The following is a 25,443-nucleotide window of genomic DNA, read 5'->3' as shown; positions in this document are numbered from 1 at the left end:
GGTTAAATTACCTGGTTAATAGCTGGCGATCAGCTCACACCCGCACTGCCGGCGGGGCAACGCGACATTTCGTTGATCCAGTACTGGCTGGCGAAGGGCGCATAGCCCTGGCTGGTCAGCCATTTGTTCTGGATCGTGTAGGCTTCATATTCGCGCGCATCGGGGCAGGGATATTTGCGCTTCGAAAACAGCTGGGCATGGTGCGCCAGTTCGTGCACCAGAAGGCCGAGCTGAACCGGGTCTTCCGGGTCCCAACTGTAATTATCCATGATCACGGTGCCCGGGATGTACAGCGACCGCGCATCGGCAAAATGCACACCGGCCATGTTCATGACCATGTTGAATTTTTTGCGGCTCGCGACGATGTTCGGCATGGAAGGGACGCGCACACCCATTTCCCGCTCGACCCACGACATAAGCTGGCTTGCCAGCGGGCCTTGAATTTTCGTGCCATCATCAACATCGGCCCTGGCGGGGGCGGCCATAAGCAGCGTGGCCATCGCTATCAAACAAAAACCCTTCGAAAATTTCATATCTGCACCGGTCAAAATGATTCGGATAAATCAATCACCAGTTCAGGATAGGGTTAACGGCTTAAAGTGGCCTTAATCATGTTCGCAATTTGAGTTTTCGGGATTTGCGTAAAGTTTTAGGTAATAAAGCCTTATCGAAGGTAAACTGTGCTTGATTGGGCTTTAGAGGGTGTACTAGAAAGCCTGTATTGAATTTATTGCGATTTTGACGCTGCTATTTTTAAGGTGTTTTTTATGCCCGTATATATCAAAAGGGCCACTTTTAACGCCGCCAAATGGACGGCTGTTTTTGGCGCCGCGGCAACAGCATGTACGCTTGTAACAAGCTTTCCCGGATGGGGTGGCGTGGCTGCGATTGTTGCCGGCGGCGCGCTTGCAACGGCCATGATTTCCTGGGTCGTAAATGGCGGCGATCGACCGGCGACGGCCACAATGGTGACGCTTGCATTCGCCGCCGCCATTGCATGCGCAGTTGGCGGGCCGCTGATTTCACCGCAAACCCTTATGCTAACCCGCTTCGCGACAACCGGCTACATCGCCACGGCTGGCGCGACGATATTGGAGCATATGCGGCGGTAGGTAAGTGCCGGGCGAAGCTTCAGTACGCGCCCTTGCGGCACAGCAGAACCGGGAAGGTTTTGCAGAGAATGGCGATATCGTGCCAAAGCGACCAGTTGCGCACATACCAGCGATCGAGCTGCACGCGGCGTTCATAGGAAACATCGTTGCGGCCGCTGACCTGCCACAGACCCGTAAGGCCCGGACGCACCGAATGATAGAAGGTGGCGTCGCGGCCATAGCGCGCCACTTCGCCGGTGTTGATCGGGCGCGGGCCAACGAGGCTCATATCGCCCTTGATTACGTTAATCAGCTGCGGCAATTCGTCGATGCTGGTCTTGCGGATGAAGGCGCCGATCCTGGTGATGCGTGGATCATGCTTCAGCTTCTGGTCGCGCGCCCATTCGGCCGCTGCGGCGGGATCGGCCTTCAGGTGCGCTTCCAGCACATCCTTGCCGTTCAGCACCATGGAGCGAAACTTGATGCAGCTGAACATCTTGCCGTTTTCGCCGATACGCTTGTCAAAATAGAAAGCCGGGCCGCCATCGCGCTTGATGCAGGCGGAAACGAAAGCGAACAATGGTGACAGCGCGATCAGGCCGCCGAGCGCGAGCGCAATGTCGAACGTGCGCTTGATGAAGCGCGGCAACGGCTCTTCCAGCCGGTTGCAGCGGGTCAGCAGCATCACATCGTGATTGAAGAAATATTGCGCTTCCATGCCCAGCACCGGAATGCCGTGCAGCGGCGGGCTTACCGCGAACGGGATATCTTCGCGCGTCAGCTCCGCAATCGCGCTTTCGGCTTTCTGCAGTTCCGGCCCATCGAGCGCGACCAGCACGTAATCGACCTTGTACCAGTTGCAAAGACGCGTCCAGGAACCATCGGCATCATCGAGGTGGCCTTCAAGATCGCCGATTTGCGCGACCACGTTGTAGCCGAGATGCTGTTCCGACATGATCGCGGCGCGCGCGTCGATTGCGGTCGGGCCCATGCCGACCAGCAGCGTGCGCACTTCCCAGCGGCCGTTCTTCTTCAGCGCGCTGCGCAGCAGCGAACGCAGCACAACCATAAGCACGCCGCTCATCAGCCAGTTGCTCATGAGCCAGAGGCGCGAAAGGTCCTGCTTTGCGGCGAACTGCATAAAGCCGTCGATCAGGATGCAGAAGAATACGGCGCCGGCAATTTGCTGCACTTCGCTCCAGAAGGGCAGGCGGCTGCGGTAATGGCCCTTGTGGCCAAGCCATAGCATCGTGCCACAGGAAATGACGGCGAAGTTGAGCAAGCGCGGCAGCGCGTCGGCCGACAGCATATCGCCGAGCATGCGATCAAAAAACATGTGATTGACGATGGCGGCGACCAGCCACGAAATGATAAAGCCAGCGGTCAGCGCAACCGCGTCCGACACCATGAACATGCGCAGCGGCTTGCGGATATCGCGCAGCGGCAACGGCTCGGCCGGCGGCGCGAGCCGCAGTTCGGGTTGCTGTGCGAGCGCCTCAATAGCGTGTGCTTCCGCCTCAAGGTCGATTTTGCGTGCAAGCTGGTTCATCGTTGTTTTTCGGTTCCGCTTTATTCTGTCTTTAACAGCAAACTTGGGTCAAACCGGCAATAAATACAAAGGTTAATAAATCGTCCTTCAAACCAATTTCTGACTGTAGTTTTGTGGCCTAAAAAAAACCAGTTAAAAAATACTTTCAATCTATTTTTCTTCTTTAAATCCAGATAGTTGGACGTAACCTCTTGGATTCTTTAGCACTTGCAGCATAGCCGAAATATTACCAATTATGGTTAATCAGGCGCTGGCGGGCTGGGCTGTTTGGCTGCTGCGCTCCTCGACTCCGTAAAGTCCGCGCATGGCTGCGATAATCTGGTCTTCCTGTTCCTCAACCCAGCCGCGGCGCGCGGCAATAGCAAGCCAATAGGATCCGGCGTCGTTTTGCAGCGCGCGCACCTGCCGCGCCACAAGCCGCGGATCGAAATGCGTTGCGCTGTGCGCATAATCGGGGATACCGAGATCGTTGCAGGCGCCGACACCTTTGCGTTCGTACACAAGATGCACGGCGGGCATGCCACCGAGCAGCCCCATGAGCGTTCCGTGCAACCGCACGGAAACCATAACGCCGGTATCGCGCGCGGCGATCACCTGCTGCGTGGTGCGAAAAGTTTCGCCCCAGCCAAGTTCGCGGTAGAATTTTTCGTCATTATTGCTGCGCACCGCGCTTTGCGTGATCACTTCGATTTCCGGTAAAAGCGCACGCAACTGTTTCAACCGTGCAATGTATTGCGCGCGCACGAAGCGTGTGCGCGGCAGGTCGCGGGCAATCAAATAGGTCTTGGCCGCGCGCGGCATGTTATACAAATCCTGCGTGCGGAAAAGTTCGTTGATGGTGAGATCGGGCGCACGCAGCATGTTTTTGTGCGGGCCAAGGGCCGCGACGGAACGGTCGTCGCGCAGGCATACGCAATCGATCCCGCGCAACACGGTGCGGATCATGCTGCCGACGGGGCCATCAAGCGGGCCGATGCTGAGCGGCAAATAGAGGCTCGGCAGACCGCTGCCCACTGTCCACATCAGTTGCGGCAGATGAGCGATGGCCGTCTTGCCGCTTTCGGTTGCCCGTCCGCTTCGCAGATACCCGCCGCCGACACCGACGACCATGCGTACCTGGCTGCGCAAGCGGTCATAGAGCGGGTAGCGGATTTTTTGCCGCCGTACATGCGCGAACGCGATATCGCGCGCAATGATGGCGGCTTCGCGCGCGCGGCGCGCGCCGGTCACACCGGGGATTTGCAGAATATGGGGGAGGTCGCTGAACGAGGCGGCATCGGAGGCGCCCACGGTGATCACGCCGGCATCGGGCAAGGCCCGCTTTATAAGCGCCATGGCAAGATCTACCATAAGGCTATCGCCCTGGTTTGCGCGGCTATAGGCGTGGGCTAGCAGGATCATGCGCCGGCATCATACCGGCGCAGGCGGCACAGAGTCACCCAAAAATTTACCATATATGTATATGATATTATTATGTTTTTAGACGAAATAAGAGTGGTTTGCAAAAGCCGGGCGCATTCGATTGCACCATCATGCCGGACAGCTTAATAACCGTGGCTATGATAGTGCGATCCATCATCTTGTTGGCAGTGCTGCTGCCTGCCGTTTCTGCCGCCCATGCGGCAGACAGGATCGTGGGCGCAACGCAATATGATTATGGCGCGGTTTGCGACGGCAAGACCGACGATACCGGCACGCTGAAGAAATGGATGGCAAGCGGCGGCACATTGTTTCTGATGCCGGGCGTGTGCATCGTTTCCGATACGCTTGAAATGAATACCCCAAACCAGCGCCTTGCCGGCATGGGCGGCGAGTTGCGCTTTGTTGCCGGGATCAGACACGGTTACGGCATCCATGTGAAAGCGGACGGTGTGTGGGTTGACGGCGCGCGGCTATCGAACCCGAACGAGCTTGGTACCGGCGCGGGCGGCCGTAATGTCGGCATTCTTGTCGCCGCGCATTACAGCCGCGTGACCAACAACACAATCGATCGGTTCCAGAACGGCATACAGGTTTCCTCGCGCGGCGAATACCAGAACCACATCATCAGCGGCAACTTCATTCGCGATGTAACGGGCGCGGGCACCGGCGGCCCGGATGGCGATATCGGCGAGGATCGCGGCGACGGCATCACGGTATGGGGTGCGCAGGCAACCATCACCGGCAATGTTATCAACTGCAAGGCGGGTCATGATTGCCGCATCGGCATCCATGCCGAAGGGCTTGGCGATCAGCAGCGCGCATCGCCGCCGCGCAGCAACGAGATGTTTACGGCAACAGGCAATATCGTGACCGGCCCGTTCCGCCGCATGATCGTGTTCGAAGACGTGACACACGGCGCGATCAACGGCAACAGCACGGCGGGCGGTAACTGGTGGGGTATCGCTTCGATCCGCAGCAGCAACATCGCCATCACGGGCAACAGCGTTTTGTTTGACCGCGACCCGGATAACAAAGCCGGTTGGGGTTATAACCCGGAATATGCCGGGATCATGCTGTATGGCCGCAACCGGGGCGTGACCGTCGCGGGCAACGCCATAAAAATGACGGGCGCGGCGCTGGCCGGTATCAATTTGCAAGGGTTGCCGCTGCATAGCGGCCGCGATGACAGAAACAGCGACGTGACCATTACCGGCAACACAATCACCGCCACGAAGGCTACCCGGCACGGGATCAGGGCGGTTTACAGCGACAGGGTGACAATTGCCGACAATGCGGTGCATGGCGTGGCGGACAAGGATATTCTCCGTTTCGGGGCCGGCATAGAAGGCGCGCCCGGCGGGCGCTGAGCTTGCATCAACCCGTGCCGCCGGGGTATCTAGAAGCAGCCGCCATTTCCATCAGGCCATACCGTGCAACAGCCGCCCATCATCTCGTCCGTTCCCGATCAGAAGCCGCCGATGCGGGTGTCGAACGACCTGCGGCGCGTTTATACCCTTTTATGGTGCGTGATTTACCTGATGGTCTATCACGTGTTCCGCGATGCCGTTCCGGACGCGTTCTTGCGCGACGCCGATAAAATCGCCGATCTGGTTGTCGGCGGCGGGTGGGAAGCTTCCGCTTCCTTCATGTACACGGCGCAAATCCTTTCCCTGATCCCGTTGCCGTTGCAGGACATAGTCGTGAACGTTATCGGCATTGTCTCCATCGTCGCGCTGCTTTCGCCAATCCGCACGCTGTGGGGCATGGCTATTATTCCCGTGCTGCTGGTGCCCTTGATGCTCAGCTCGATGCTGGCGCCGACCAAGGAAACCATTGTCATTCTGCTCACACTGTTTGTCGCGATGACGGCCTATTCCAGGCGGGCCGCATCGCAGGTTCTGTGGATTATCGTCGCGCTCTATGCGGCCTATTGCTTCATCCGCATCTATTACGCCATTACGCTCGCGCTGCTGTTATCCTTCATCATCATCGAACGTACGACGCCGATGCTGCGCGTGCTGTATGTATTCGCCTGTATTGCGGTGGCGATGCTTTTGCCCGACCAGGTTTATATGCAGTTGCAAGGCAGCCGCGATACGGTTGCGCACTTCCTGACCACCGGGAGCATGTTCGAGGTTCGCACCGTTTTCTTCAACCTTTATCCGCCCGACAGTTTCTGGCATTTCATATGCAATTATGTCTATGCGTTTGTGGTGCTGAATTTTCCGTTCGTGCGCTTCATGACCTATAAGGAATTTATTTTGTTCGCGAACGTCGTGCTGTGGTTCAGCCTTTGCGTTACGGGGCTGCGGTATGTCGATGGGCCGAAGCGTTATTTGATTTTCCTGTTCATCGGGCATCTGATGGTGTCGATTTTGTTCGAGCCGGATTTCGGCAGCTATATGCGCCACACATCGAGCACGTTTATCTATCTTCTGCCCGCGCTCGCGATCTATGAGCAACGGCGGCTCGAACGCCGTTACGGCCATGCCGGGTAAATCGCGTATTCGGGAAAGCGCCGGGGTTTTTCTTAGCCTTGGGCTGCGCGGCGTTGCGCTGCTGGCCAAGTTCGGGCTGCTTATCTATATCTCGCGCTATATCGGTCTTGCGGAGCTCGGCGTTTACGGCCTGATTATGGCCGCGACGGTGGTGGGCGGCAAGGTCATGAGTCTCGGGCTCTATTTCGTTGCCAATCGCGACATGGTCGGCAGCGCGCCGCTGCGGCAGGCGGCAATTCTGCGTGATCAGCAAATCGTTTATTTTCTCACCTATGCCGCCACCGCCGCGCTGCTTATGTGCGGCTGGCCGCTGCTTGCGCCGGAACACAGGCACTATCTGGTGTATTTTATCGTGCTGCTGATCATCAACCATCAGGTGGTCGAACTGTTTCAGGCCATCATCGCGCTGCACCGGCAATTGGCGGCGAACTTTGTCATGTTTCTCAACAGCGCCTGGGGCTTCGCGGTGATCGCCGTGGGGATCCTGTGGCCTTCGTTCCGCACGCTGGAAGTTGTGCTGGATATCTGGATCATCGGCACCGCGCTTGCCGGCGTTGTCGCGCTTGTGATCCTTTCGCCGCTGCCGTTCGCGCAGGCACTGCGCGTGCGGCCCGATTGGCCGTGGATCGGGCAATCCATCAGGCGCAGCTTTCCGCTTTATCTCGCGCTGCTCGGGCAGCAGGGCGCGATGTATGTCGATCGCTATGTCGTGACATGGTTCGAAGGGGTCGAGATTGCAGGCGTGCTGGTGATGTTCTGGTCGTTTGGCAATGCTGTGCAGGTTTTGATACAGGCGGGCGTGCTGCAGACCGCGTATCCGAAGATGATCCAGCACTATAAATCGAACGACGAGCCGGCTTTCTGGGCGCAGGTGCGCGATCTGGTCACGAAGATCACCGCCGCAGGCGCGTTTTTCTGTGTCATCGCTGCTGCGGCGATTTTACCGGTGCTTGAGATTGTCGATCGTCCGCTGGCGCGGGATTATGTGGGTGTTTTCTGGTTCATGCTCGTGGCCTTTCTGATTAAATTCGTAGCCGACGCGCTTTACTACGCGCTTTATGCGCGCCATCGCGACCGCGAACTGGTGATCGCCAATGTTTCCGGCCTCGTGCTTTCGGGGCTGGCCAATATCGCGCTGGTCGCGCTGCTGGGCATATGGGGCGCTGTGGCGGCGCAAACAATCACGGCAATCTATCTTGTCGTTATGCAGGCGTGGTATTTGCGCGCGACGCGTACACAGCATGCCAGCGGCGCGATTCCGGGGGATCTCGGTCCGCCGGCCTAGGTTTGTTCCAGCCCGTAAAGCCCGGCCAGCGCTTGCCGCTGGGCCTCTTCGTTATAATTGGCGCGCAGCACAAGCGCGTTTTGCCGGAATGCTTCCCATCCTTGCCCGCCCGCCAGCATGGCGATGACCTCCGTTGCCGCCGCGGGCGTATTTACCGTTTCATTGACCGGCAGGGCGGCAAGCGCCGGTATGCCGCGCGCAAGGATGGGCAGATCGAGCTGCGCCGCTTCAAGCACCGACATGGGGCAGGCTTCCCATGCGGCGGTGTGGTAATAAAGATCGCAATCCGCGAGGCGGGTCAGGATATCGGCGTGGCTCAGCCAGCCGCTGACCTCGACTCCCGCGTCGCGCAGCACGGCCTCGGCTGCCGTATCGCCGCCTCCGAGCCAGACGAAGGACGCACGTACATTGTTATGCCGCGCCAGCGCTGCGGTGGCGGCGAAGAAACCGGGGTCTTTTTGCGGCGCTGCGCGGCCGACCATAGCGACGCGCAGCGGCGGCACCTGCTTTGCCTGCCGCGTTTTGCGGAGCTGGACAAGATGCGGCGGCACGGCCACCGCGTTAGGCAGCGGCACGATGCGCTGCCGCGCCAGCATGCGCCTTCCCAGCGCCGCTTCATGCGGCCCGACAGCCGCAAGCGTGCCGCCCATGAAGGCAAGCCCCTGTTCGATCATGAAGTAGGCGGCGCGTAACGGCGCGGTTATATCGCGCCGTTCGAAGGCATAGCAATGCGGCGTGTAGATAATTTTGGCGCGCGGCAGGCCGCTCATGCGCCCCCAGGCGCCCGCGAAGGAGGAATGCAGATGGATCCAATCGGGTTGCAGCTGGCGGTAAACGCGGCGGATTTCCCGCACAGGCGCGAACAGCCCGCGCGGCAGGGTATGTAGCCCGGCGACGGTGTTTTTCCAGGCAAGGCCGTTATCGTCGCCCGCGCGCACGGCCGCAAGCAAATGGTGTTCCGCCTGCGGCGCATTGCGCACATAGGCAAATAACGCGGTCGCGGTGCCGCCCCCGAGTGACTCGGTAATGTGCAGGATTTTCTTCACGCAGGCAGGAGGTTATTTCTTCTTATTGATTTCTTCAAGCCAGTTCGCGCCGTAGCGCATGCGCAGAATTTCGATCAGCTGCCCGTCGCAGCTATAGGTTATGCGGCGGTATTCTTCGGGCGTATCGACGTTGCCCTGCAGAATTTGGCGCTCCCGGCTCATATTATTGATAAGTTCTTTCATATACAGGTTCATTTTCTGGTTGAACATCTCTTCCATGTCGGCGCGGGAAGCGGCTTGCACATGGCCGATCTCGGCCAACGCGGCCTTCATGTACTTCTTGATCCGCGGCATGGCTTCGCTCAGGAAGCGTTCGTCGGTGGTGACGTGTTTGTGTTCGTGTTCCAGGACTTCCTTATAGGAACAGGACCGGCGCGGAATTTCGCGCGCGACATAGATGGTGTTATCGCGAAAACCTACATCGAGCCTGAGCGAGGTTATCTGTCCGCAAGCGTAGCCGCGCATGTTATCGACCACCGATATATCGTAGCGTATGTCGGTGATCAGCTCGGACGTCGCAAGCCCGACGGGGATATGCCCGCGACCCTGGCCGACCTGGTCGTTCGGGTCATGATCGGTAAATCTTATCGCCTTGCTGCTGCCGTTGCTCGCGAGACTGCCGAGTTCAGCCAGCCGTGTGCGGTCATCGATCCTAACCGACGAATGGATAGGGACAATCTTGACGACAGGTTCGCGGTAGCGAAGACATCGGCTTTTGGGGTTGATATCGCCAATGCCGTCGTCGGCCACCGCAACGGGAACCGATGCGGCAGGCGTAAGCAACGCGGCCGATAAGGCCAGAAGGACAAACGTGCGATTCATGGGCTTATTCGTTCAATAAATAAAATATAAAAGAGACACACCCTTTATACGCACAAAGGCTAGAACAAATATATTAATAAACCCCGTTTTTGACATACTTTCCCGTATGTTAGTGGTGTTGTGGTTAACGCGGACTTGGCGAAAGACAAAGTTTGCCTTTAAAATCAGGGCCGATTCGCATGCGTGCCGCTAACCATATTGCAGGCCATGACCAGTTTGCCACCCGAAAGAAAGACTCGAAGACTGTTTCTGCGCGCCGCGCTTGGCCTTGCGGGACTCAGCATAACGCTCGCGCTGCCGCGTGAACTTCTGGCGGCCACGCGCATCGTTGCCAGCACGCAAGTCCTGCCGCTTCCGCCGCACAAGCCGGTGGCGCCGCGCCTGCTGATGATTGATCCGGGGCATGGCGGCCGCGACCCGGGCGCCATTGGCCGCAGCGGCACGCTTGAAAAAGACATCACGCTCGATATCGGCCGGCGGCTGGTGGAGCAGCTTGCCGCGCAACGGCATATCGTGGCCAAGCTGACCCGCGATTCCGATACCTTTTTGCCGCTGGCCGATCGCGTGGCCGCCGCGCGCTCGGCGCGGGCCGATTTTCTGGTTTCGATCCACGCCGATAGCGCGCCCAACGCTTCCGCGCGCGGCCTTTCGGCCTATACGCTTTCCAAGAACGCTTCCGACGATTTTGCCAAGGCACTTGCGGCGCAGGAAAACCTTGCGGACGCGGCGGGCGGCTTGCCGCCGGTGGGTGACGAGGATGTAACCGCCATTTTGATGGACCTGACCGCCCGCCACACCCGTAACGCCGCGCAGCGCGCCAAGGTTTCGCTGATCGACGGTATCGGCAAGGACTGGAAATTGCTGGAAAACCCCATGCGTGCGGCCAATTTCGCGGTGCTGCGCGCGCCGGATGTGCCTTCGATCCTTATCGAAACCGGGTTTCTTTCGAACGCCAAGGATGAAGCCATTTTGAAACAGCCGGAAATGCGGGAAAAGATCGCGGCCCTTCTGGCGCGCGAACTGGCGCCCGTGCTGGCCCGCACGGCGGGTTAGTTAGTTCAGCCGGCGCGTTGCGCGCCGGCAAATTGCGCCAGCGTGGGCCGTTCGTCCGCCGCGAGCTGGCCCAGATCGTAGGGCGTATTCTGGTAGATATAGTTGACCCAGTTGGCGAAAAACAGGTGCCCGCTGGAACGCCAGCGGTTCTTGATTCCGGCTTCGGGATCGTTGCCGGTGAAATAATCGTGCGGCAAGGCGATAGGCTTGCCGGCATTGCGATCGCGCCGGTATTCGTGCGCCAGCGTTTGTGTGTCGTATTCCCAGTGGTTGATCATATAGAGCATGCGCCGCTTCTGTTCGCGGATCAGGGCAATGCCGGCGGCATCGGAATCAATCAGGCTCTCCAGCCCGGCATCAAGGATGTCCTGCCGTTTCACTTCGGTATGACGTGAAACCGGGATATAGAATTCGTCATTGAAGCCGCGTAACAAATCATTCTGCGCAGCACAAGCATAGTGGTTGTAGATTCCGAACAGCTTGGCGGGCAGCGGGTATCTTCGAATACCGTGAAAATGGTGCAAGGCCGCCATGGCCGCCCAGCACATGGTCAATGTCGTGAAAACATGGCTTTGGCTCCATGCCAGGATTTCCGTAAACTCTTTCCAATACCCCACTTCTTCAAACGGCAAGTGACCGAGCGGCGCGCCGGTGATGATCAGCGCGTCATAGCGCTCGTTCGTGTCGCGGGCCTGCTGCCATGTGCGGTAATGCGCGGTGATGTGGGCGGGCTCGGCGGTTTTCACGCTGTGCGTCCCGGGTACCAGCAGCGAAACCGAAACCTGCAGCGGCGTGTTGCCGATCAGCCGTGCGAGCTGGGTTTCGGTCGCGATTTTGTCCGGCATCAGGTTCAAAATGGCGATGCTGATGGGGCGTATATCCTGCTTGGCCGCGCGGCTGGCGGGGATAAAGGATATGCGTTCCTGTTCCAGCGTTTGCAGCGCGGGCAGGTTGTCGGAAATAATGAGCGGCATCGAAATGCTCCACGGTCAAGGTTCTGGACCTCACCGGAGCGCGGGGCGTCTGGCCCGTACCCGGTGCGCTTTAGCGTTTTTTATGCGGCGCAAGCTGCCCATCAAATTCCCGCAGGGCGGCAGGCCGCCCGCGCATACAATACGCAAAACGCTTTTTTGCTGTCAAGCAAGGCAAAGGAGGGGCGAAGTGCTAGAAACCGCCGCCGTTTTTCAGGAAGGCTTCCTCGGCCGCGGTGGATTGGCGGCCCAGCGCTTCGTTGCGGTGGGGGAAGCGGCCAAACTGCTGGATTGTGTTGAAGTGCCGTTCGGCCCATTCCAGCCATTCCGGGTTTTTGGTGCGTTCGCGCACATAGAAAAGCGCGAGCCGTTGATCGCCCATATTTTCGGAATGTTCGAACGGCAGATAGAAAAACAGTTTGAAGTTGACGTCGATGCGGTCATCGAAATGCTTGATGATTGACGTGCGCGCGAGATCGAGCGCGAGATCGTCGGTCGCGAACGCCTTGGCGGTGTTACGGAACATGTTGCGCGGAAACTGATCGAGCAGCAGCAAAAGCGCGAGCATGCCGGAGGGCGTTTCTTCCCATTCCTTCAACTGGCCGCTGGCGGCCTGTTCATACAGGGGGGTGAAACGCTTGGTGATTTCCTGGTCGAGTTCCGGCGCGGGCTTGAACCACTTCTGTTCGCCCACTTCCATGAACCAGAAATTGACTATGTCTTCGGCGGTTATTTTGCTCATAGGGGTTTACGCTAATGGTTAGTCGTTAGCAAAACCTTACCGGACCGGTCCGGGGCCGTAACAGGCGGGCAATTAGTGGAGTTTTTCCCACACCCTGCGTTTGGCCACATACATGATACCTGCAAAAACCAGCAGGAAAAGCAGAACCTGAAGCCCCATTTTCTTGCGCTCTTCAAGCTTCGGCTCGGCCGCCCAGGTAAGGAAGGTGGCAACGTCCGCCGCCATTTGCTCGGTCGTGGCTTCGGTGCCGTCGGCATAGCTGACCATGCCTTCGGCCAGCGGCGCGGGCATGGCGATCTGGTGGCCGGGAAAGTAGCTGTTGAAATGCATGCCCGGCATCATCTTGGCTTTATCTTCCTCGGTCGGTTCGGCATAGCCTGTCAGGATCGAATAAAGATAACTTTCGCCGCCATGGCGCGCCTTGGCGATCAGCGATAAATCGGGCGGCAGCGCGCCGTTGTTGGATGCGCGCGCGGCATTATCGTTCGCGAACGGGGACACGAAGCGGTCGGACGGGCGCGCGGGGCGCTCATACATGTCGCCGTTATCGTCGGGCCCGTCGGTGACGGTATATTGCGCGGCGATTGCCTTGACTTCGGCCTCGTTAAAGCCGATCGCCTGAAGGTTGCGGTAGGAAAGCAGCTTCAGGCTGTGGCACGCGGCACAAACTTCCTTGTAAACCTGAAATCCGCGCTGCAGCGCCGCGCGGTCGAAGGTGCCGAACGGCCCGGCATGGTGCCAGCCGTGCGGCGGTTCGCGCGGTTCGAGCGCCCCTTCGGAAGCGAAGGCCGGTGCGGTCAGTGCCGCAAGAACGGCAAGGGCGGCGAGCGAAAGGGCGGGCTTGAAGCGCATCGTTTTTCTCCTCAGGCTTTCCGGGCCGCAAGCACGGCTTCGGAAATGCTGCCGGGCAGGGGAAGGGTTTTTTCGAACCGTGGCAGCAGCGGCAGGACGACGAGGAAGTGCAGGAAGTAATAGGCGGTGCACAGCTGCCCGATGATCACGAACATGCCTTCGGGCGGGTTGGCGCCGACCCAGCCGAGCAGGATGCACACGGCGACCAGAACCCAGAAAAAGATGCGGTAAAGCGGGCGGAACACCGCGCTGCGCACCTTGGAACGGTCAAGCCATGGCAGCGCAAACAGCACGAGGATGGAGCCGAACATCAAGATCACGCCGCCCAGCTTGGAAGAGATCAGAATGATGTTGGTGAAGGGGATTGTGATGTCCATCGTGAAGGCACGCAGAATCGCGTAGAAGGGCAGGAAATACCATTCCGGCACGATATGCGCGGGCGTCACCATCGGGTTGGCGGGGATGTAATTATCCGGGTGGCCCATATGGTTGGGCAGGTAGAACACCATCACGGCATAAAAGATCATGAAGACCGTGATCGCGAAGAAATCCTTCACCGTGTAATAGGGGTTGAACGGCACCGTATCCTGCGGGCCCTTGGTATCGATCCCGAGCGGGTTGTTGCAGCCGACCACATGCATGGCGGCGACGTGCAGCACGACGACGCCGAGGATGACGAAGGGCAGCAGGTAATGCAGCGCGAAGAAACGGTTAAGCGTCGGGTTATCAACCGCGAAGCCGCCCCACAGCCAGGTGACGATGCTGTCGCCCACCAGGGGGATGGCGGAAAACAGGTTGGTGATCACGGTCGCGCCCCAGAAGCTCATTTGTCCCCAAGGCAGCACATAGCCCATGAAAGCCGTGGCCATCATCAAAAGCAGAATGACAACGCCGAGAATCCACAAAAGTTCGCGCGGCGCCTTGTAGGAACCATAGTAAAGCCCGCGGAATACGTGGATGAACACGGCGATGAAGAACAGCGATGCGCCGTTGCTGTGCAGATAGCGGATCAGCCAGCCGTAATTGACGTCGCGCATGATGCGTTCGACCGAATTGAAGGCGTGGTCGGTCGATGCGGTGTATTGCATGGCGAGGAAAATGCCGGTCGCGATCATGACCGCGAGCATGAAGCTGGCGATGCCGCCGAAGCTCCAGAGATAGTTGAAATTGCGCGGCGTCGGGAACGTGCCGTATTCCTGCTGCATCATCGTGAAGATGGGCAGGCGGCTGTCGATCCATTCGACCAGCGGATTTTTGAACGGGGTGCGGGTGCTGTTATGCGCCATGAAAGATGCTCCTAAGGGGCGGCCTAGCCGATACGGATGCGCGAAGCGTCGGTGAAGGTATAGGGCGGAATCGCAAGATTCTTCGGCGCCGGGCCTTTCCGGATGCGGCCCGCGGTATCGTAGGCCGAACCATGGCACGGGCAAAACCAGCCGTTAAATTCACCCTTGTCGTCGGTCGGTTTTTGGCCAAGCGGAATACAACCGAGATGCGTGCATACCCCGACCATCACCAGCCATTGCGGCAAGGCTTCGTCACCAAACTTGGAACTTTCCACACGTTCTGCGTCCGTTTGCGGATCGCGCAGCGTTCCGGTATCCACCGCGCGCGCGGCTTCTATTTCCGTTGCCGTGCGATGGCGGATGAAAACCGGCTTGCCGCGCCAGACGACCGTGATGGCCTGGCCTTCCTGCACGGGCGAAAGATCAACCTCGGTTGAGGCCAGCGCGAGTACGTCGGCCGAAGGGTTCATGCTGTGGATCAAGGGCCATGCCGCGACGGCGGCGCCGACGCCGGCCATCGCCGTGCCCGCAAGCAGAATAAAATCGCGTCTTGTTTCGCCCAGTTGATCGGTGCTGTCGGCCATCAAAAACCCCGCAGAAGAAATGCGCCATCATCCCGGCGGCGGAAGCCGCGTGAAGGGATTCGCGTAACACTATAACCGAGGCCTGTTTTGCGCCCGCTTGTGTAATTCCGTCAAGGGGTTATGGTTATATCCGCGCCTGAACCGCGCGGTTTGTGACATCCCCGCCATGGCGCGCGCTCGCGCGCCTGCCTTAGCGGCCCGTTTCTTTGGCCACCATAATGCCTCTGCGCCTCGCTCTATATCAGCCGGACATGCCACCCAATACCGGGGCCATGATGCGGCTGTGTGCTTGTTTCGGCATCGGAATGGACCTTATAGAGCCTTGTGGTTTCGTGGCCGACGATGCCCGTATCAAGCGCGTTGCTATGGATTATATCCAGCAGCTGCAGATGGCGCGGCACCGCTCGTGGCAGGCTTTTCTGGACCAGCTTGGTCCTAAACGACTGATATTGCTTACAGTTAATGGCGCGGTACCCTATACGCAGCATGCCTATAATGAGGACGATGTGTTATTGGTGGGGCGTGAAAGCGCAGGCGTGCCGCCCGAAGTGCATGACAGGGCCGATGCGCGGGTTGTGATCCCGCTTCGGCCGCCTGCGCGATCTTTGAATGTAGCGATGGCGGCGGGCATCGTGCTTGCGGAAGCCTTGCGCCAGACGGGACGTGAACGGGGAACGTAATGGGACAGCCGGCGGAAAAAACCGCGAACGAGAATTTTATCTGCTCCGATGCGCACAAGGAACGCGCAGTCGTTTGGTTTCGCGCCTTGCGCGACAGAATTTGCGCGGCGTTCGAGCAAATTGAAACCGAACTGACCGGCACGCATAGCGAATTACCCGCAGGCAAGTTTGAGCGCACGCCTTGGGACCGGCCCGAGGGCGGAGGCGGCGAAATATCCATCATGCGCGGGCGGGTGTTTGAAAAAGTTGGTGTGAACATTTCGGCCGTGTCCGGCGAATTTTCACCCGCCTTCCGCAAACAGATCCCGGGCGCCGAGAGCGACCCGCGCTTCTGGGCAAGCGGCGTCAGCCTTGTCGCGCATATGCGCTCTCCGCTCGTGCCCGCCGTGCATATGAATACGCGCATGATCGTCACCAGCCGCCATTGGTTCGGCGGCGGCGCCGATCTGACGCCGATGTTCCCGCAAAGCCCCGAAGCAAGCACGGATGCGCGCGATTTCCATGCCGTGCTGGAGGGCGCTTGCGCCCGTCATGGTGCGGATTTTTATTCCCGTTTCAAACAGGCCTGCGACGAATATTTCTTTTTGCCGCATCGGGGCGAGCCGCGCGGGGCGGGCGGTATTTTTTACGACTATCACGATACGGGCGATTGGGAGGCCGACTTTGCATTCACGCAGGATATCGGCCGCGCGTTTCTTGACGCCTATGCGCCGCTGGTGCGCCGCCGCATGAACGAGACGTGGACCCCGGAGCAGCGCGAAGCGCAGCTGGTGCGCCGCGGGCGCTATGTGGAGTTCAACCTGCTATACGATCGCGGTACGCAATTCGGGTTGCGCACCGGCGGCAATACCGAGGCGATCTTGATGTCGATGCCGCCTGAAGCGAAGTGGCCCTGATCGTTTAATTCGGCAACTGGAAGTTGCGTCCGTGTTGCAGGCTGGGCAGCGAAGCGCGGGTTTTCGCAACCTCGTCGATATCAAGGTCGGCGGCAATAAAGCCGGGCTCGTTTTCGGCCTCCGCGAGTATTTTGCCCCACGGGCTGACGATCAACGCGTGGCCGTATGTTTTCCGTCCGCCGTCATGCGTGCCGCATTGCGCGGGCGCGAGGACAAAGCAGCCGGTTTCCACCGCGCGCGTGCGCAAAAGAATATGCCAGTGCGCCTGCCCCGTCGGCACCGTAAAAGCAGCCGGTACGGTGATGATCGATGCGCCCGCTTCCGCCAGCGCGCGGTACAGCATCGGGAAGCGCATATCGTAACATATGGTCATGCCAAGCTTGCCCCACGGCACCGGCGCAAGCACGGCGCGATCCCCCGGCGCGCAAGTTTCGGATTCGCGGTAGCTTTCGCCGTTCGGCAAATCGACATCGAACATATGGATCTTGTCGTAAGCCGCAACGCGCTTGCCTTCCGGGTTGAAAAGATAGCAACGGTTGGCAATTTTTTCTGCGCCCAGCTTGATGGCGAGGCTGCCGCACATGATCCATGTGCCGGTTTCGCGCGCCAGGCCCGCGAAGAAGGGCAAGCCGGGGTGCTTGTCTTCGGGCAGCGCGGCTGCAAGCTTTCTGGCGCGGTCGGCCATCAGCATATCGACATTTTCCGGCAGCGCGATGAATTGCGCGCCGTCCTTGTGTGCGGTGCGCACCAGCGTGCCGGCGGTTTCAAGGTTGGGCGCGATTTCGGGCCCCGAGCTCATTTGTATGCAGGCGGCGCGGAACTTCATGGATCACCTTGCAGCAAAGGATCAAGCCTGCCGGCGCGGTCAAGCGCGTACAGATCGTCGAAGCCGCCTATGTGCTGCGCGCCGATGAATATTTGCGGGATCGTGCGTTTTCCGCCCGAACGTTGCAGCATTTCCCGCAACAACGCAGGGTCGCCCTGCACATTATGTTCGGTATAGGTGACGCCCTTTTTTTCAAGCAGCGCCTTGGCGCGCAAGCAATAGGGGCAGTTCGGGCCGCTATAGACAATAATATCAGGCATAGGATTCCTCCTATGGCATTATACCGCGCCATACGCCCTTTGCGCCAGTGTCATGAAAGCTTATGCACGCGCGCGAGCGCGAGCACGGAAACCGTCCCGGCGCCTTCTTCCAGCAATGTGCGGCTGCATGCGTTGACGGTCGCGCCGGTGGTCAGCACGTCATCGACCAGCAGCACGCGCATGCCCTGCAAGAACGGCGCGTGGCGCGGGTTGATGCGAAAGGCGTCTTTCACGTTTTTCGCGCGGTCGCGGCGATGCAGCGTGCCTTGCGATGGCGTGGCGCGGTGGCGGATCAGAAGATCGGGCACGCATTTTTTCCCGCTCATGCCGGCAAGCTCGCTTGCCAAAATCGCGGCCTGATTGTAGCGCCGCCGCACGAGACGGAAATAATGCAGCGGCACGGGCGCGATCATATCGCACCCGTCCAGCAATCCGCGCCCCGCGCGTTTCATCCACCCTGCCAGCGCCTGCGCCGCAAAGGTCTGGTCTGCATGTTTGAACCCGAGGATAAGCGCGCGGCTGGCATCGTCATACACCAGCGCGGCGCGCGCGGCGGAAAAGGCGGGCGGAAAACCGAGGCACTGGCCGCAGCGGCTGCCTTCCAGCGCGGGTACGGCGAAGGGGATGCCGCACCCGTCGCAGCAGGGCGGACCGATGAAGTTCAGCTTGCGCCAGCAATCGGCGCAAACCGCCTGTTGCTGCGCCACCGGCGCGCGGCAGGCGAGGCACAAAGGCGGCAGCACGGCATCGAGCATGCCGTCCCACAGTTTCATGAATGATGCGACAAGCGGCTTTGCCATCAAGGCTTTTCCGGGCGGAGGGGTTGGCCTTATAATAGCGCAATGCATGTTCCCCGCAAAGCCGCTTCGCCGGAAACAGGGCCCGCCCGGCTGTTCGATCGCGCGCTGCTGCGCCGCCGCTTCATGCGCGCCGCGCCGGGGCTTGCGGCGCATCGCTTTTTGTTCGAAGAGACGGGCGGACGTTTGATGGAACGGCTCGGTGATATCAAGCGGGAATTCCCTTGCGTGCTCGATCTCGGTTGCCGGGAAGCCGGGCTGGCGCGCCAAATCGCGGCGCGGGCGGGCACGCGGCAGGTGATTGCGGCAGGGCTTGCGCCGCCGGAAGGCGCTCGGGCAATTGTGGCAGACGAGGAATTTCTGCCCTTCGCGTCCGGCAGCTTCGATCTGATCGCCAGCAACCTTGCGCTGCACTGGGTCAACGACCTGCCCGGCACACTTTTGCAGGCGCGCGCCTGCCTGAAGCCGGGGGGGCTGTTTATTGCCGCGCTGCCGGGCGGCGCGACGCTGCGGGAATTGCGCGATTGCATGATGCGGGCCGAGCTGGATATAACAGGCGGCGCAAGCCCGCGCGTTTCACCCGCCGCAGGGCTACGCGATGCAGCCGCGCTCCTGCAGCGCGCGAATTTTGCGCTGCCGGTGGCGGACAGCGAGACGATAGAGGTGACATACGAAGACATGTTTGCCCTGATGCGCGATCTGCGCGGCATGGGCGAAGCGAACGCACAGATTGCGCGGCTGAAAATCCCGACACGCCGCGCCGTTTTCATGCGCGCGGCCGAATATTATGCGCGGGATTATGCGGAAGCCGGCGGGCGCATCCGCACGACCTTCGAGATCGTGTGGCTGCACGGCTGGGCGGAATAGTTTTCCTAATTCAGCCAGCGTTCAGGTGAGCGGTATAATGGCGCTGGAATTCCTGCTTTTGCTGGCTGCTCAAGGTCGATTCAAACCTTTCACGCTCTGGCGTAAAATGCGGGTTCATGACGCTCATGCCGGCATAGTTTTGGTTGATATATAATTGAAACTGGGCCAGCATCCTTGCCGCCGCTTCCAGTTTTCCGTCTTTGACAAGAGTATCGGCCCATGCGGTGAGTTGTTTGGAGGCGTCTTTATACAAGACTTCAGCGCCAATCACATCGCCGGGGTTGAAGCCGGATGAATAGTTTCCCCCGAATAGATGTAAATGCATGCTCGAAATGGTAACCGCAAACTTGGACATCTGGTTGGCGGCGCCGTAGCTGGTCTCTGCAAGCCGTGTTTTTGCCGTAGCCCAATTTTGTTGAGTTCTTCGGTGCTATTGTTTTGCATGTTGTATATGCAAGACCGCATATCCAGGCGGAGTAAACGGGCATCCTGCTCGCTGATTATTTTGTCCGCTTCGACAGCCCTGCGTTGCAAAGTTTTTCCGGCTTCCTGGACAACGGCGGCGGTGTTCTCTGAATCCCAGATTGGCTTGTTCGTATCGTAGTCGGGGACGTTCATATGTTTAATCCTGCAAAATGAAAGGCTCTTGATCCGATAATAACCGGTTTTTCCGAAAGTATTCAGTTGTGATGCGGGTGCGCGGCATTAACCACGAATCGCGGCAAGCGGCTGACGGAGCGGGCGTTCTAGCCCTTTGGCTTCGTATAGCCCGTGACGTTCACAAGCTTTGCGCTGCCCATTTCCGTGCCTTCGATATCGGCATCGGTGATGTCGGCGCCCGTAAGGTTGCCGAAGGTCAGATCGGCCGAAGCAAGACAGGCGTTGCGCAGATTGGCGCCGGAAAGATCGGCCCCGATCAGGTTCGCCTTGCGCAAATCGGCGCCGGCGAGGTTGGCGCCATCGAGCCAGGCATAGGGAAGCTGTGCCCGGCATTCCAGTTCGCGCGAGCCGATGATCTGCAGCATGTTGAGCCGCGCGCCCGCCAGAAGGGCGTTCGTGAGTGTCGCGCGCTCAAGCTTGATGCCGCGCAGATCGGCCCCCCGCAGATCCGCGTTACGCAAATCGGCGTACGAAAAATCGGCCATCACCATGCAGGCATCGCGCAGGTTCGCCTTGCCCAGCTTGGCGCCCGAAAGCAGCGCGCCCGCAAGGTTGCGGCCCTTCAGGTTCTGTTCGCTAAGATCGATCCCGCCGAGATCGAGCCGCCTGCCTCGCTTGCCGTTGGTTTCGATCCATTCCTTATGTTGCGACAAAAGCTGTTCGACCGTTTCGCCCAGCTCGCGTATCGTTTTCGCGACCACGATATTCTTGGCCGAAGCGTGCGCCAGCTGTTCGCTATCAAGGATGGTGCCGATCATCTTGGCTTCATCAAGGATGGCTTTTTCAAGATGCGCGCGCAGCATGTTGGCGCCGCGCAGCTCCGCCCCGGCCAGGTTTGCGCCCGCCATGTCGGCATCGCGCAAATCCACGCCGGTAAGGTTGGCGTTGTTGAGCATCACTTTCTCCATCTTCGCGCCGCGCAGCACCGCGCCGGTCAGATCGGTTTGCACCGTGAAGTTGCCGGAAATCCGTGCACCTTCCAGCTGCGCGCCATGTGCGGTTGTCAGGTCATCGGGGTTGACGGGCGCGCGCCGCGCCTTGGCCGCGCTCCAATCCACCTCGCCTTTCTTGTTCCATCGCACCAGTGTGCCGTCGCGCAAATCCGCCTGGATGAGTTTGGCGTAATTCATCTTGGCGCCGCGCAGCACCGAGCCGCGCATATCGGCTTTGCTGAGATCGGTGCGCATCATATCGGCCTTTTCAAGATCGACGCCGTAAAGGTTGGCGCCTGCGAGGCTGGAGCCGGATAGCCGCGCGTTGGAAAGTTTGGAGCCGCTGAAATCCGCTTCTGAAAGATCGATGCCGCTGAGATCGTAGTAGGAAAGATCCATCAGCTTCAGGTTCGCCCGCGCTCCGCCGCGTTGCAGCCTTCGGTAGGCTTGGTGCTTTTCAACGATGTGATAAACGTCTTCCAGGGAGGGGCGTTTTAACTGCTGCTCTTCGTCCATTTGAAGTACCTTTCATACGTAACTAATTAACTAAATTCTGTAAGTTAAGCATTTATCAAAAATTATAATAAAAAGTTAAGAAAATGCCCGGGAATCCACGTTTTCCACGCATTTTTTCTTAACCGGAACAAATGCTGCAATACGGCGAATACCATCACCGATCAATAAGTTAACGGCTTTTTAGGTATCAACAGCGGACAATTTTAACCTTGAAGCCCCGCATATCCTTCCGCTGCAAAAGGGCCGCATCATTTGGTTAGCCACATCGCCATCAAAAGCTGGGTCAATTGGCTGTTCAGCCTGCCGAAGTCGAAAAACTTCTGGCTGATGATCGGCGTGATCATTGTAGGCACTGCGGCGTCGAGCGGGTTTTTCTATTTCGTGCGCAGCGAGATCAACTGGTTTATCGCGCGCCAGCTTGAAAAGCCCGCGCTCAAGGCAATCGACAGCCTGCAGCGCGAAGTGCATGCGACGCAGGATGTTGTCAGCGCGCTCGCGGGCGCCTACCGGCTCAAACCCGATTTGCAGCAGGAGGAAATCCGGGAATTCACCGAACGGCTGAACATCGACGCGCTGGCGATAGCGGGTTTATACAAAATCATTGTGCACGAAGGCCGCATGGTGATCGAGCGCAGTATCCTTGACAAAGATTTCCGCCTCAACGACCAGCAATTGCTTGCGTCCGTCACGAAGCTTGAAGCATTGCTGGAGCATACGCGGGAGACCAAAAGCATCAGCTCGGCGATTTTGCCCGGCGATACGATCAGCGCGCATAACGGCAATGTATTATTCGTGGCGCTTGCGATCGCGCGACAACAGGATAGTTATATCCTGAGCGTAACGCCGGTCGCGCCGCTGTTCGAGGCAATCGGCGTGCTTGTGCGCGACGATGTGCTGACCAGCTTTGCCGCAATCGAAAACCCGGATTTCAACAAAACCCCGTTCTTTTTGCTCGGTCGCCCGGTGATGGACCATCGTTGGCTGGGTGAGGAACAGGCGGGCCACGATATCATTCGGCTCAACGACAGGATCTGGGCGGTCGATTATACGGCGCAGCCGCGCGGCAACTATGCCGCCGTGCTGGTTTTGCCCTATCTTGTATTGCTGATCGGCGGTTTTCTGACCATCGCCACCATGGTCTATATCCGCACGCTGCGCACGCGCAGCGTAACGGTGGCCGACCTCGCGCTTTCACTGCAGCGCGCCAATGACGAGCTGAACCGCAAGATCGTGGACGAAGAGCGCATGGCGCGGGCGCTGCGCGACAGCGAACACAAATACCGCAATATTTTCGAGAATGCCGGCATCGGCATCGTGCAGATCGCCGCCAACGGCGAATGGCTGAACGCCAACAAAACCGCGGCGCGGACGCTTGGGTACCTTGATCCGCCCGATATTCTGACCGAGCAGCCCGATTTGCGCGGCAAGCTGTTCGTGGACATGGAGGCGCGCGCCGCGTGGTTTACGCGCCTGCGCGAAAGCAACCAGCGCGACCACGAAATTGCGCTTTTTACCAAGGATCACAAGATCATCTGGGTAAATATGAGCGGCCACGTGGTGCGCGACCAGGCCGGGCAAGTGAATTACTACGAATGCACCATGTATGACGTGACCGAACGCCGGCAGGCCGAGCTGGGCCTTATCGCCGCCAAGGAGCAGGCCGATTTCGCGAACCGCAGTAAATCGGAGTTTCTTGCGAATATGAGCCACGAACTGCGCACGCCGCTTAACGCCATCATCGGCTTTTCCGAAATCATCAAGGACCAGCTGTTCGGGCAGGTGGGGCAGCCGCAATATGTGGAATACGCCAAGGATATTTATGACAGCGGCGAATTGCTGCTTTCCCTGATCAACGACATCCTTGATATGTCGAAGATCGAGGCGGGCAAGCGCGCGCTTTCCGAAACCGTTGTGGATATGGAAAAGGTTGTGCATGCCTGCGTGCGGCTGGTGGCTGCGCGCGCCAAATCCCACCGTTTGCGCATGAGCACGCGCGTGCCGAAAGATTTGCCGCATGTAAGGGCGGAAGAGCGTGCGCTCAAGCAGGTAATGACCAACCTTCTGACCAACGCCATCAAATTCACGCCCGAAGGCGGCGCCGTGACGCTTACGGCGGGCATGGACGGCAAGGGGCGGCTTTGCATCACGATCGAAGATACCGGGATCGGCATGGCGCCCGAAGATATCCCGCTCGCGCTCGCGCCCTTCGGTCAGATCGAAAGCGCGCTCAGCCGCAAGACGCAAGGCACGGGACTTGGATTACCGCTCACCAAGGCACTGGTCGAGCTGCATGGCGGTATTCTTGACGTTCAAAGCCAGCTCGGCATCGGCACCACCGTGACCGTGATCATCCCCAAGGACCGGTTGCAGCCCGTGACCGCGGAGGCAAGAACCGTGGCCGCCGCGCCGCCGGAAGAACCGGAAAAAGAGCCGGAAATGTAAATGTCCTAGTGATGATGTGCGGGGTTCATCGTACCCGGTTGCACTGGCACGGCATGGGCCGCAAGCCATTGGTTCATCATTTTAATCTCCCGCTCCTGCGCCTTGATGATGCCTTGGGCAAGCTTGCGGATTTTTTTGTCTTGGCCGTATTCCAGCACGATTTTGGCCATATCGACCGCGCCTTCATGGTGGGGGATCATGCCGCGCACGAAATCCACATCCGCATCGCCGCTGAACGGGATGGCCATGCCGTGATGCATTTTCATGTTCGATTCAATATAGGCCTTGGTGGAAGGTGCAGGCATTTTCGCCGGGGCGGCCTCCGGCCCGCTCTGGACATAGGCGGCGCCGCTGCAATTGCTGATTTTGCCGACGATGCATGACCGGCTTTGCGCATGCATGCAGGCGGCGGCGGGGCTGACGGCTGTGAACAGTAGAATTGCGGCGGCGAGGGAACAGGCGCGGATAATGGGCATGCTGATTTCTCCTTTGCATCATGGGGGGCGGGGGCGCTAGATTCTAGGGCATGAAGATACCGCCCTGCCCCGTCATCATGCAACCGCCCGGGAATTGCCATGGAATGGCTTGATGAAGGTATTGTGCTTGGCGCGCGGGCGCATGGCGAACATGCCACGATCGTCATGCTGCTGACGGCGGACCATGGCCGCCATGCCGGTCTTATGCCGGGCGGGCAGAAGGCAAAAGGCTTGCTGCAACCCGGCAACCATGTGCGCGCGCGCTGGCGCGCACGGCTGCCCGAACATCTGGGCAACTACTCGCTCGATCTGCTTGCCACCTGCGGCGCGCAATGGTTCGACGATGCCTTCGCGCTCGCTGCCATTTCAAGCGCCTGCGCGATGACCGATGCCGCGCTGCCCGAACGGCAACCCTTGCCGCATGTCTATGGCGCGCTGCTGGCGCTTTTGGCGCTCGAGGATTCCGCGCTCTGGGGCGCGGCTTATGTGAAATGGGAACTGGGGCTGCTCGCCGCGCTCGGCTACGGGCTCGATCTCACGCGCTGCGCGGTGGAGGGAACGGCCGTCAACCTTGCGTATGTCAGCCCGCGCACGGGGCGGGCAGTTTCGCAAGGCGCAGGCGCCGCCTACCGCGAAAGGCTTTTGATGCTGCCTCCCTTTTTGCTCGGCGAAGCCGGGTGGGAACCGCAAGAAGTGCTGCAAGGCCTTGCGCTCACCGGGCATTTTCTTTTGCGCCATGTGTTTGCGCAAAAAGGGCAGGCGGACCATGCGCCCCGCGCAGGCGCGCTGCCCGCCGCAAGGCAAAGGCTGGCCGATGTGCTGGAGCGGCGCGCCGGCGATAACCGCGCGACGGCTTGACCTTTTTGCGCCCGCCTGTCACACCAGCCGCA

At 59.3% G+C, this 25,443-nt stretch carries 26 protein-coding genes; 10 read left to right on the top strand and 16 right to left on the bottom strand.

The genetic code is table 11. The features are described from left to right. Positions 1–29: 29 nt before the first annotated feature. A complete protein-coding gene (locus tag GC131_05705; GenBank protein MBI1273559.1) occupies positions 30–533 on the bottom strand; it encodes a hypothetical protein in 504 nt (167 codons plus the stop codon). A 345-nt stretch (positions 534–878) separates the two neighbouring features. Here GC131_05705 and GC131_05700 point away from each other — a divergent pair, with 345 nt between their 5' ends. Then, positions 879–1,112 (top strand): hypothetical protein, encoded by a 234-nt coding sequence (locus GC131_05700; protein ID MBI1273558.1) that lies wholly within the window; start codon positions 879–881, stop codon positions 1,110–1,112. A 19-nt stretch (positions 1,113–1,131) separates the two neighbouring features. On the opposite strand, the gene wbaP is transcribed toward GC131_05700, so the two are convergent. Next, positions 1,132–2,640: an undecaprenyl-phosphate galactose phosphotransferase WbaP gene (gene wbaP / locus GC131_05695; GenBank protein ID MBI1273557.1), complete on the bottom strand. Its 1,509-nt coding sequence runs from the start codon at positions 2,638–2,640 to the stop codon at positions 1,132–1,134. Between the two features lie 243 nt (positions 2,641–2,883). Next, positions 2,884–4,041, bottom strand: coding sequence for a hypothetical protein (locus tag GC131_05690; GenBank protein MBI1273556.1), 1,158 nt, complete (start codon positions 4,039–4,041; stop codon positions 2,884–2,886). Positions 4,042–4,172: 131 nt separating this feature from the next. Here GC131_05690 and GC131_05685 point away from each other — a divergent pair, with 131 nt between their 5' ends. From GC131_05685 to GC131_05675, 3 genes are all read left to right on the top strand, one after another. Continuing rightward, positions 4,173–5,429: a hypothetical protein gene (locus GC131_05685; GenBank protein MBI1273555.1), complete on the top strand. Its 1,257-nt coding sequence runs from the start codon at positions 4,173–4,175 to the stop codon at positions 5,427–5,429. 63 nt (positions 5,430–5,492) lie between these two features. Further along, positions 5,493–6,560 carry a hypothetical protein gene (locus tag GC131_05680; protein ID MBI1273554.1) on the top strand — a complete coding sequence of 356 codons (1,068 nt, stop codon included), beginning with the start codon at positions 5,493–5,495 and terminating at the stop codon, positions 6,558–6,560. After that, positions 6,517–7,845 carry a hypothetical protein gene (locus GC131_05675; GenBank protein ID MBI1273553.1) on the top strand — a complete coding sequence of 443 codons (1,329 nt, stop codon included), beginning with the start codon at positions 6,517–6,519 and terminating at the stop codon, positions 7,843–7,845. The genes GC131_05680 and GC131_05675 overlap by 44 nt, the downstream gene beginning before the upstream one ends. Here the strand turns inward: GC131_05675 and GC131_05670 are convergent. Both GC131_05670 and GC131_05665 read right to left on the bottom strand, forming a co-directional pair. Continuing rightward, a complete protein-coding gene (locus tag GC131_05670) occupies positions 7,842–8,891 on the bottom strand; it encodes a glycosyltransferase (GenBank protein ID MBI1273552.1) in 1,050 nt (349 codons plus the stop codon). The two genes, GC131_05675 and GC131_05670, sit on opposite strands and share 4 nt — an antisense overlap. 12 nt (positions 8,892–8,903) lie before the next feature. Next, entirely contained in the window at positions 8,904–9,713 is an 810-nt protein-coding gene (locus tag GC131_05665) for a hypothetical protein (GenBank protein ID MBI1273551.1), read from the bottom strand. 207 nt (positions 9,714–9,920) lie between these two features. Here GC131_05665 and GC131_05660 point away from each other — a divergent pair, with 207 nt between their 5' ends. Next, entirely contained in the window at positions 9,921–10,766 is an 846-nt protein-coding gene (locus GC131_05660) for an N-acetylmuramoyl-L-alanine amidase (protein ID MBI1273550.1), read from the top strand. A gap of 5 nt (positions 10,767–10,771) precedes the next feature. On the opposite strand, the gene metA is transcribed toward GC131_05660, so the two are convergent. The 5 genes from metA to petA form a co-directional block, all read right to left on the bottom strand. Continuing rightward, positions 10,772–11,740, bottom strand: a complete 969-nt coding sequence (gene metA, locus GC131_05655) for a homoserine O-succinyltransferase (protein MBI1273549.1) — start codon at positions 11,738–11,740, stop codon at positions 10,772–10,774. 190 nt (positions 11,741–11,930) lie between these two features. After that, complete coding sequence (locus GC131_05650; GenBank protein ID MBI1273548.1) at positions 11,931–12,479, bottom strand: DUF924 family protein; 549 nt, start codon at positions 12,477–12,479, stop codon at positions 11,931–11,933. A 72-nt stretch (positions 12,480–12,551) separates the two neighbouring features. Beyond that, complete coding sequence (locus tag GC131_05645; protein MBI1273547.1) at positions 12,552–13,331, bottom strand: cytochrome c1; 780 nt, start codon at positions 13,329–13,331, stop codon at positions 12,552–12,554. Positions 13,332–13,342: 11 nt separating this feature from the next. Beyond that, on the bottom strand, positions 13,343–14,617 hold the full coding sequence (locus GC131_05640; GenBank protein MBI1273546.1) for a cytochrome b: 1,275 nt from the start codon (positions 14,615–14,617) through the stop codon (positions 13,343–13,345). A 23-nt stretch (positions 14,618–14,640) separates the two neighbouring features. After that, positions 14,641–15,201 carry a ubiquinol-cytochrome c reductase iron-sulfur subunit gene (petA, locus tag GC131_05635; protein MBI1273545.1) on the bottom strand — a complete coding sequence of 187 codons (561 nt, stop codon included), beginning with the start codon at positions 15,199–15,201 and terminating at the stop codon, positions 14,641–14,643. Between the two features lie 218 nt (positions 15,202–15,419). Here petA and GC131_05630 point away from each other — a divergent pair, with 218 nt between their 5' ends. Together GC131_05630 and hemF are read left to right on the top strand one after the other, a co-directional pair. Beyond that, positions 15,420–15,881 (top strand): tRNA methyltransferase, encoded by a 462-nt coding sequence (locus GC131_05630; GenBank protein ID MBI1273544.1) that lies wholly within the window; start codon positions 15,420–15,422, stop codon positions 15,879–15,881. Next, entirely contained in the window at positions 15,881–16,777 is an 897-nt protein-coding gene (gene hemF / locus GC131_05625) for an oxygen-dependent coproporphyrinogen oxidase (protein MBI1273543.1), read from the top strand. Before GC131_05630 ends, hemF begins: the two co-directional genes overlap by 1 nt. A gap of 4 nt (positions 16,778–16,781) precedes the next feature. Here hemF and GC131_05620 read toward each other — a convergent pair whose 3' ends face one another. The 3 genes from GC131_05620 to GC131_05610 are packed head-to-tail and all read right to left on the bottom strand — an operon-like array spanning position 16,782 to position 18,663. Next, on the bottom strand, positions 16,782–17,603 hold the full coding sequence (locus tag GC131_05620; GenBank protein MBI1273542.1) for a carbon-nitrogen hydrolase family protein: 822 nt from the start codon (positions 17,601–17,603) through the stop codon (positions 16,782–16,784). Further along, entirely contained in the window at positions 17,600–17,863 is a 264-nt protein-coding gene (gene grxC / locus GC131_05615; protein MBI1273541.1) for a glutaredoxin 3, read from the bottom strand. Before grxC ends, GC131_05620 begins: the two co-directional genes overlap by 4 nt. A gap of 50 nt (positions 17,864–17,913) precedes the next feature. Next, positions 17,914–18,663, bottom strand: coding sequence for a ComF family protein (locus tag GC131_05610; GenBank protein MBI1273540.1), 750 nt, complete (start codon positions 18,661–18,663; stop codon positions 17,914–17,916). Between the two features lie 42 nt (positions 18,664–18,705). Between GC131_05610 and GC131_05605 the strand changes: the two genes are divergently transcribed. Next, the gene (locus GC131_05605; protein MBI1273539.1) at positions 18,706–19,527 is read left to right on the top strand and encodes a methyltransferase domain-containing protein; all 822 of its coding nucleotides are present in this window, start codon (positions 18,706–18,708) and stop codon (positions 19,525–19,527) included. Between the two features lie 10 nt (positions 19,528–19,537). On the opposite strand, the gene GC131_05600 is transcribed toward GC131_05605, so the two are convergent. After that, positions 19,538–19,882, bottom strand: a complete 345-nt coding sequence (locus GC131_05600) for a hypothetical protein (GenBank protein MBI1273538.1) — start codon at positions 19,880–19,882, stop codon at positions 19,538–19,540. Positions 19,883–20,273: 391 nt separating this feature from the next. Continuing rightward, on the bottom strand, positions 20,274–21,635 hold the full coding sequence (locus GC131_05595; GenBank protein MBI1273537.1) for a pentapeptide repeat-containing protein: 1,362 nt from the start codon (positions 21,633–21,635) through the stop codon (positions 20,274–20,276). A 252-nt stretch (positions 21,636–21,887) separates the two neighbouring features. On the opposite strand from GC131_05595, the gene GC131_05590 reads away from it, so the two are divergent. Further along, positions 21,888–24,077 (top strand): PAS domain S-box protein, encoded by a 2,190-nt coding sequence (locus GC131_05590; protein MBI1273536.1) that lies wholly within the window; start codon positions 21,888–21,890, stop codon positions 24,075–24,077. Between the two features lie 5 nt (positions 24,078–24,082). On the opposite strand, the gene GC131_05585 is transcribed toward GC131_05590, so the two are convergent. Beyond that, positions 24,083–24,478, bottom strand: coding sequence for a DUF305 domain-containing protein (locus GC131_05585; GenBank protein MBI1273535.1), 396 nt, complete (start codon positions 24,476–24,478; stop codon positions 24,083–24,085). 174 nt (positions 24,479–24,652) lie between these two features. Between GC131_05585 and recO the strand changes: the two genes are divergently transcribed. Beyond that, on the top strand, positions 24,653–25,411 hold the full coding sequence (recO, locus tag GC131_05580) for a DNA repair protein RecO (GenBank protein ID MBI1273534.1): 759 nt from the start codon (positions 24,653–24,655) through the stop codon (positions 25,409–25,411). Positions 25,412–25,443: the final 32 nt, after the last annotated feature.

This window comes from Alphaproteobacteria bacterium (assembly GCA_016124955.1).
Lineage (GTDB): Bacteria > Pseudomonadota > Alphaproteobacteria > UBA9219 > RFNS01 > RI-461.
The sequence above is the reverse complement of the archived record's forward strand: the minus strand, read 5'-3'. Positions and strand labels throughout refer to the sequence as shown.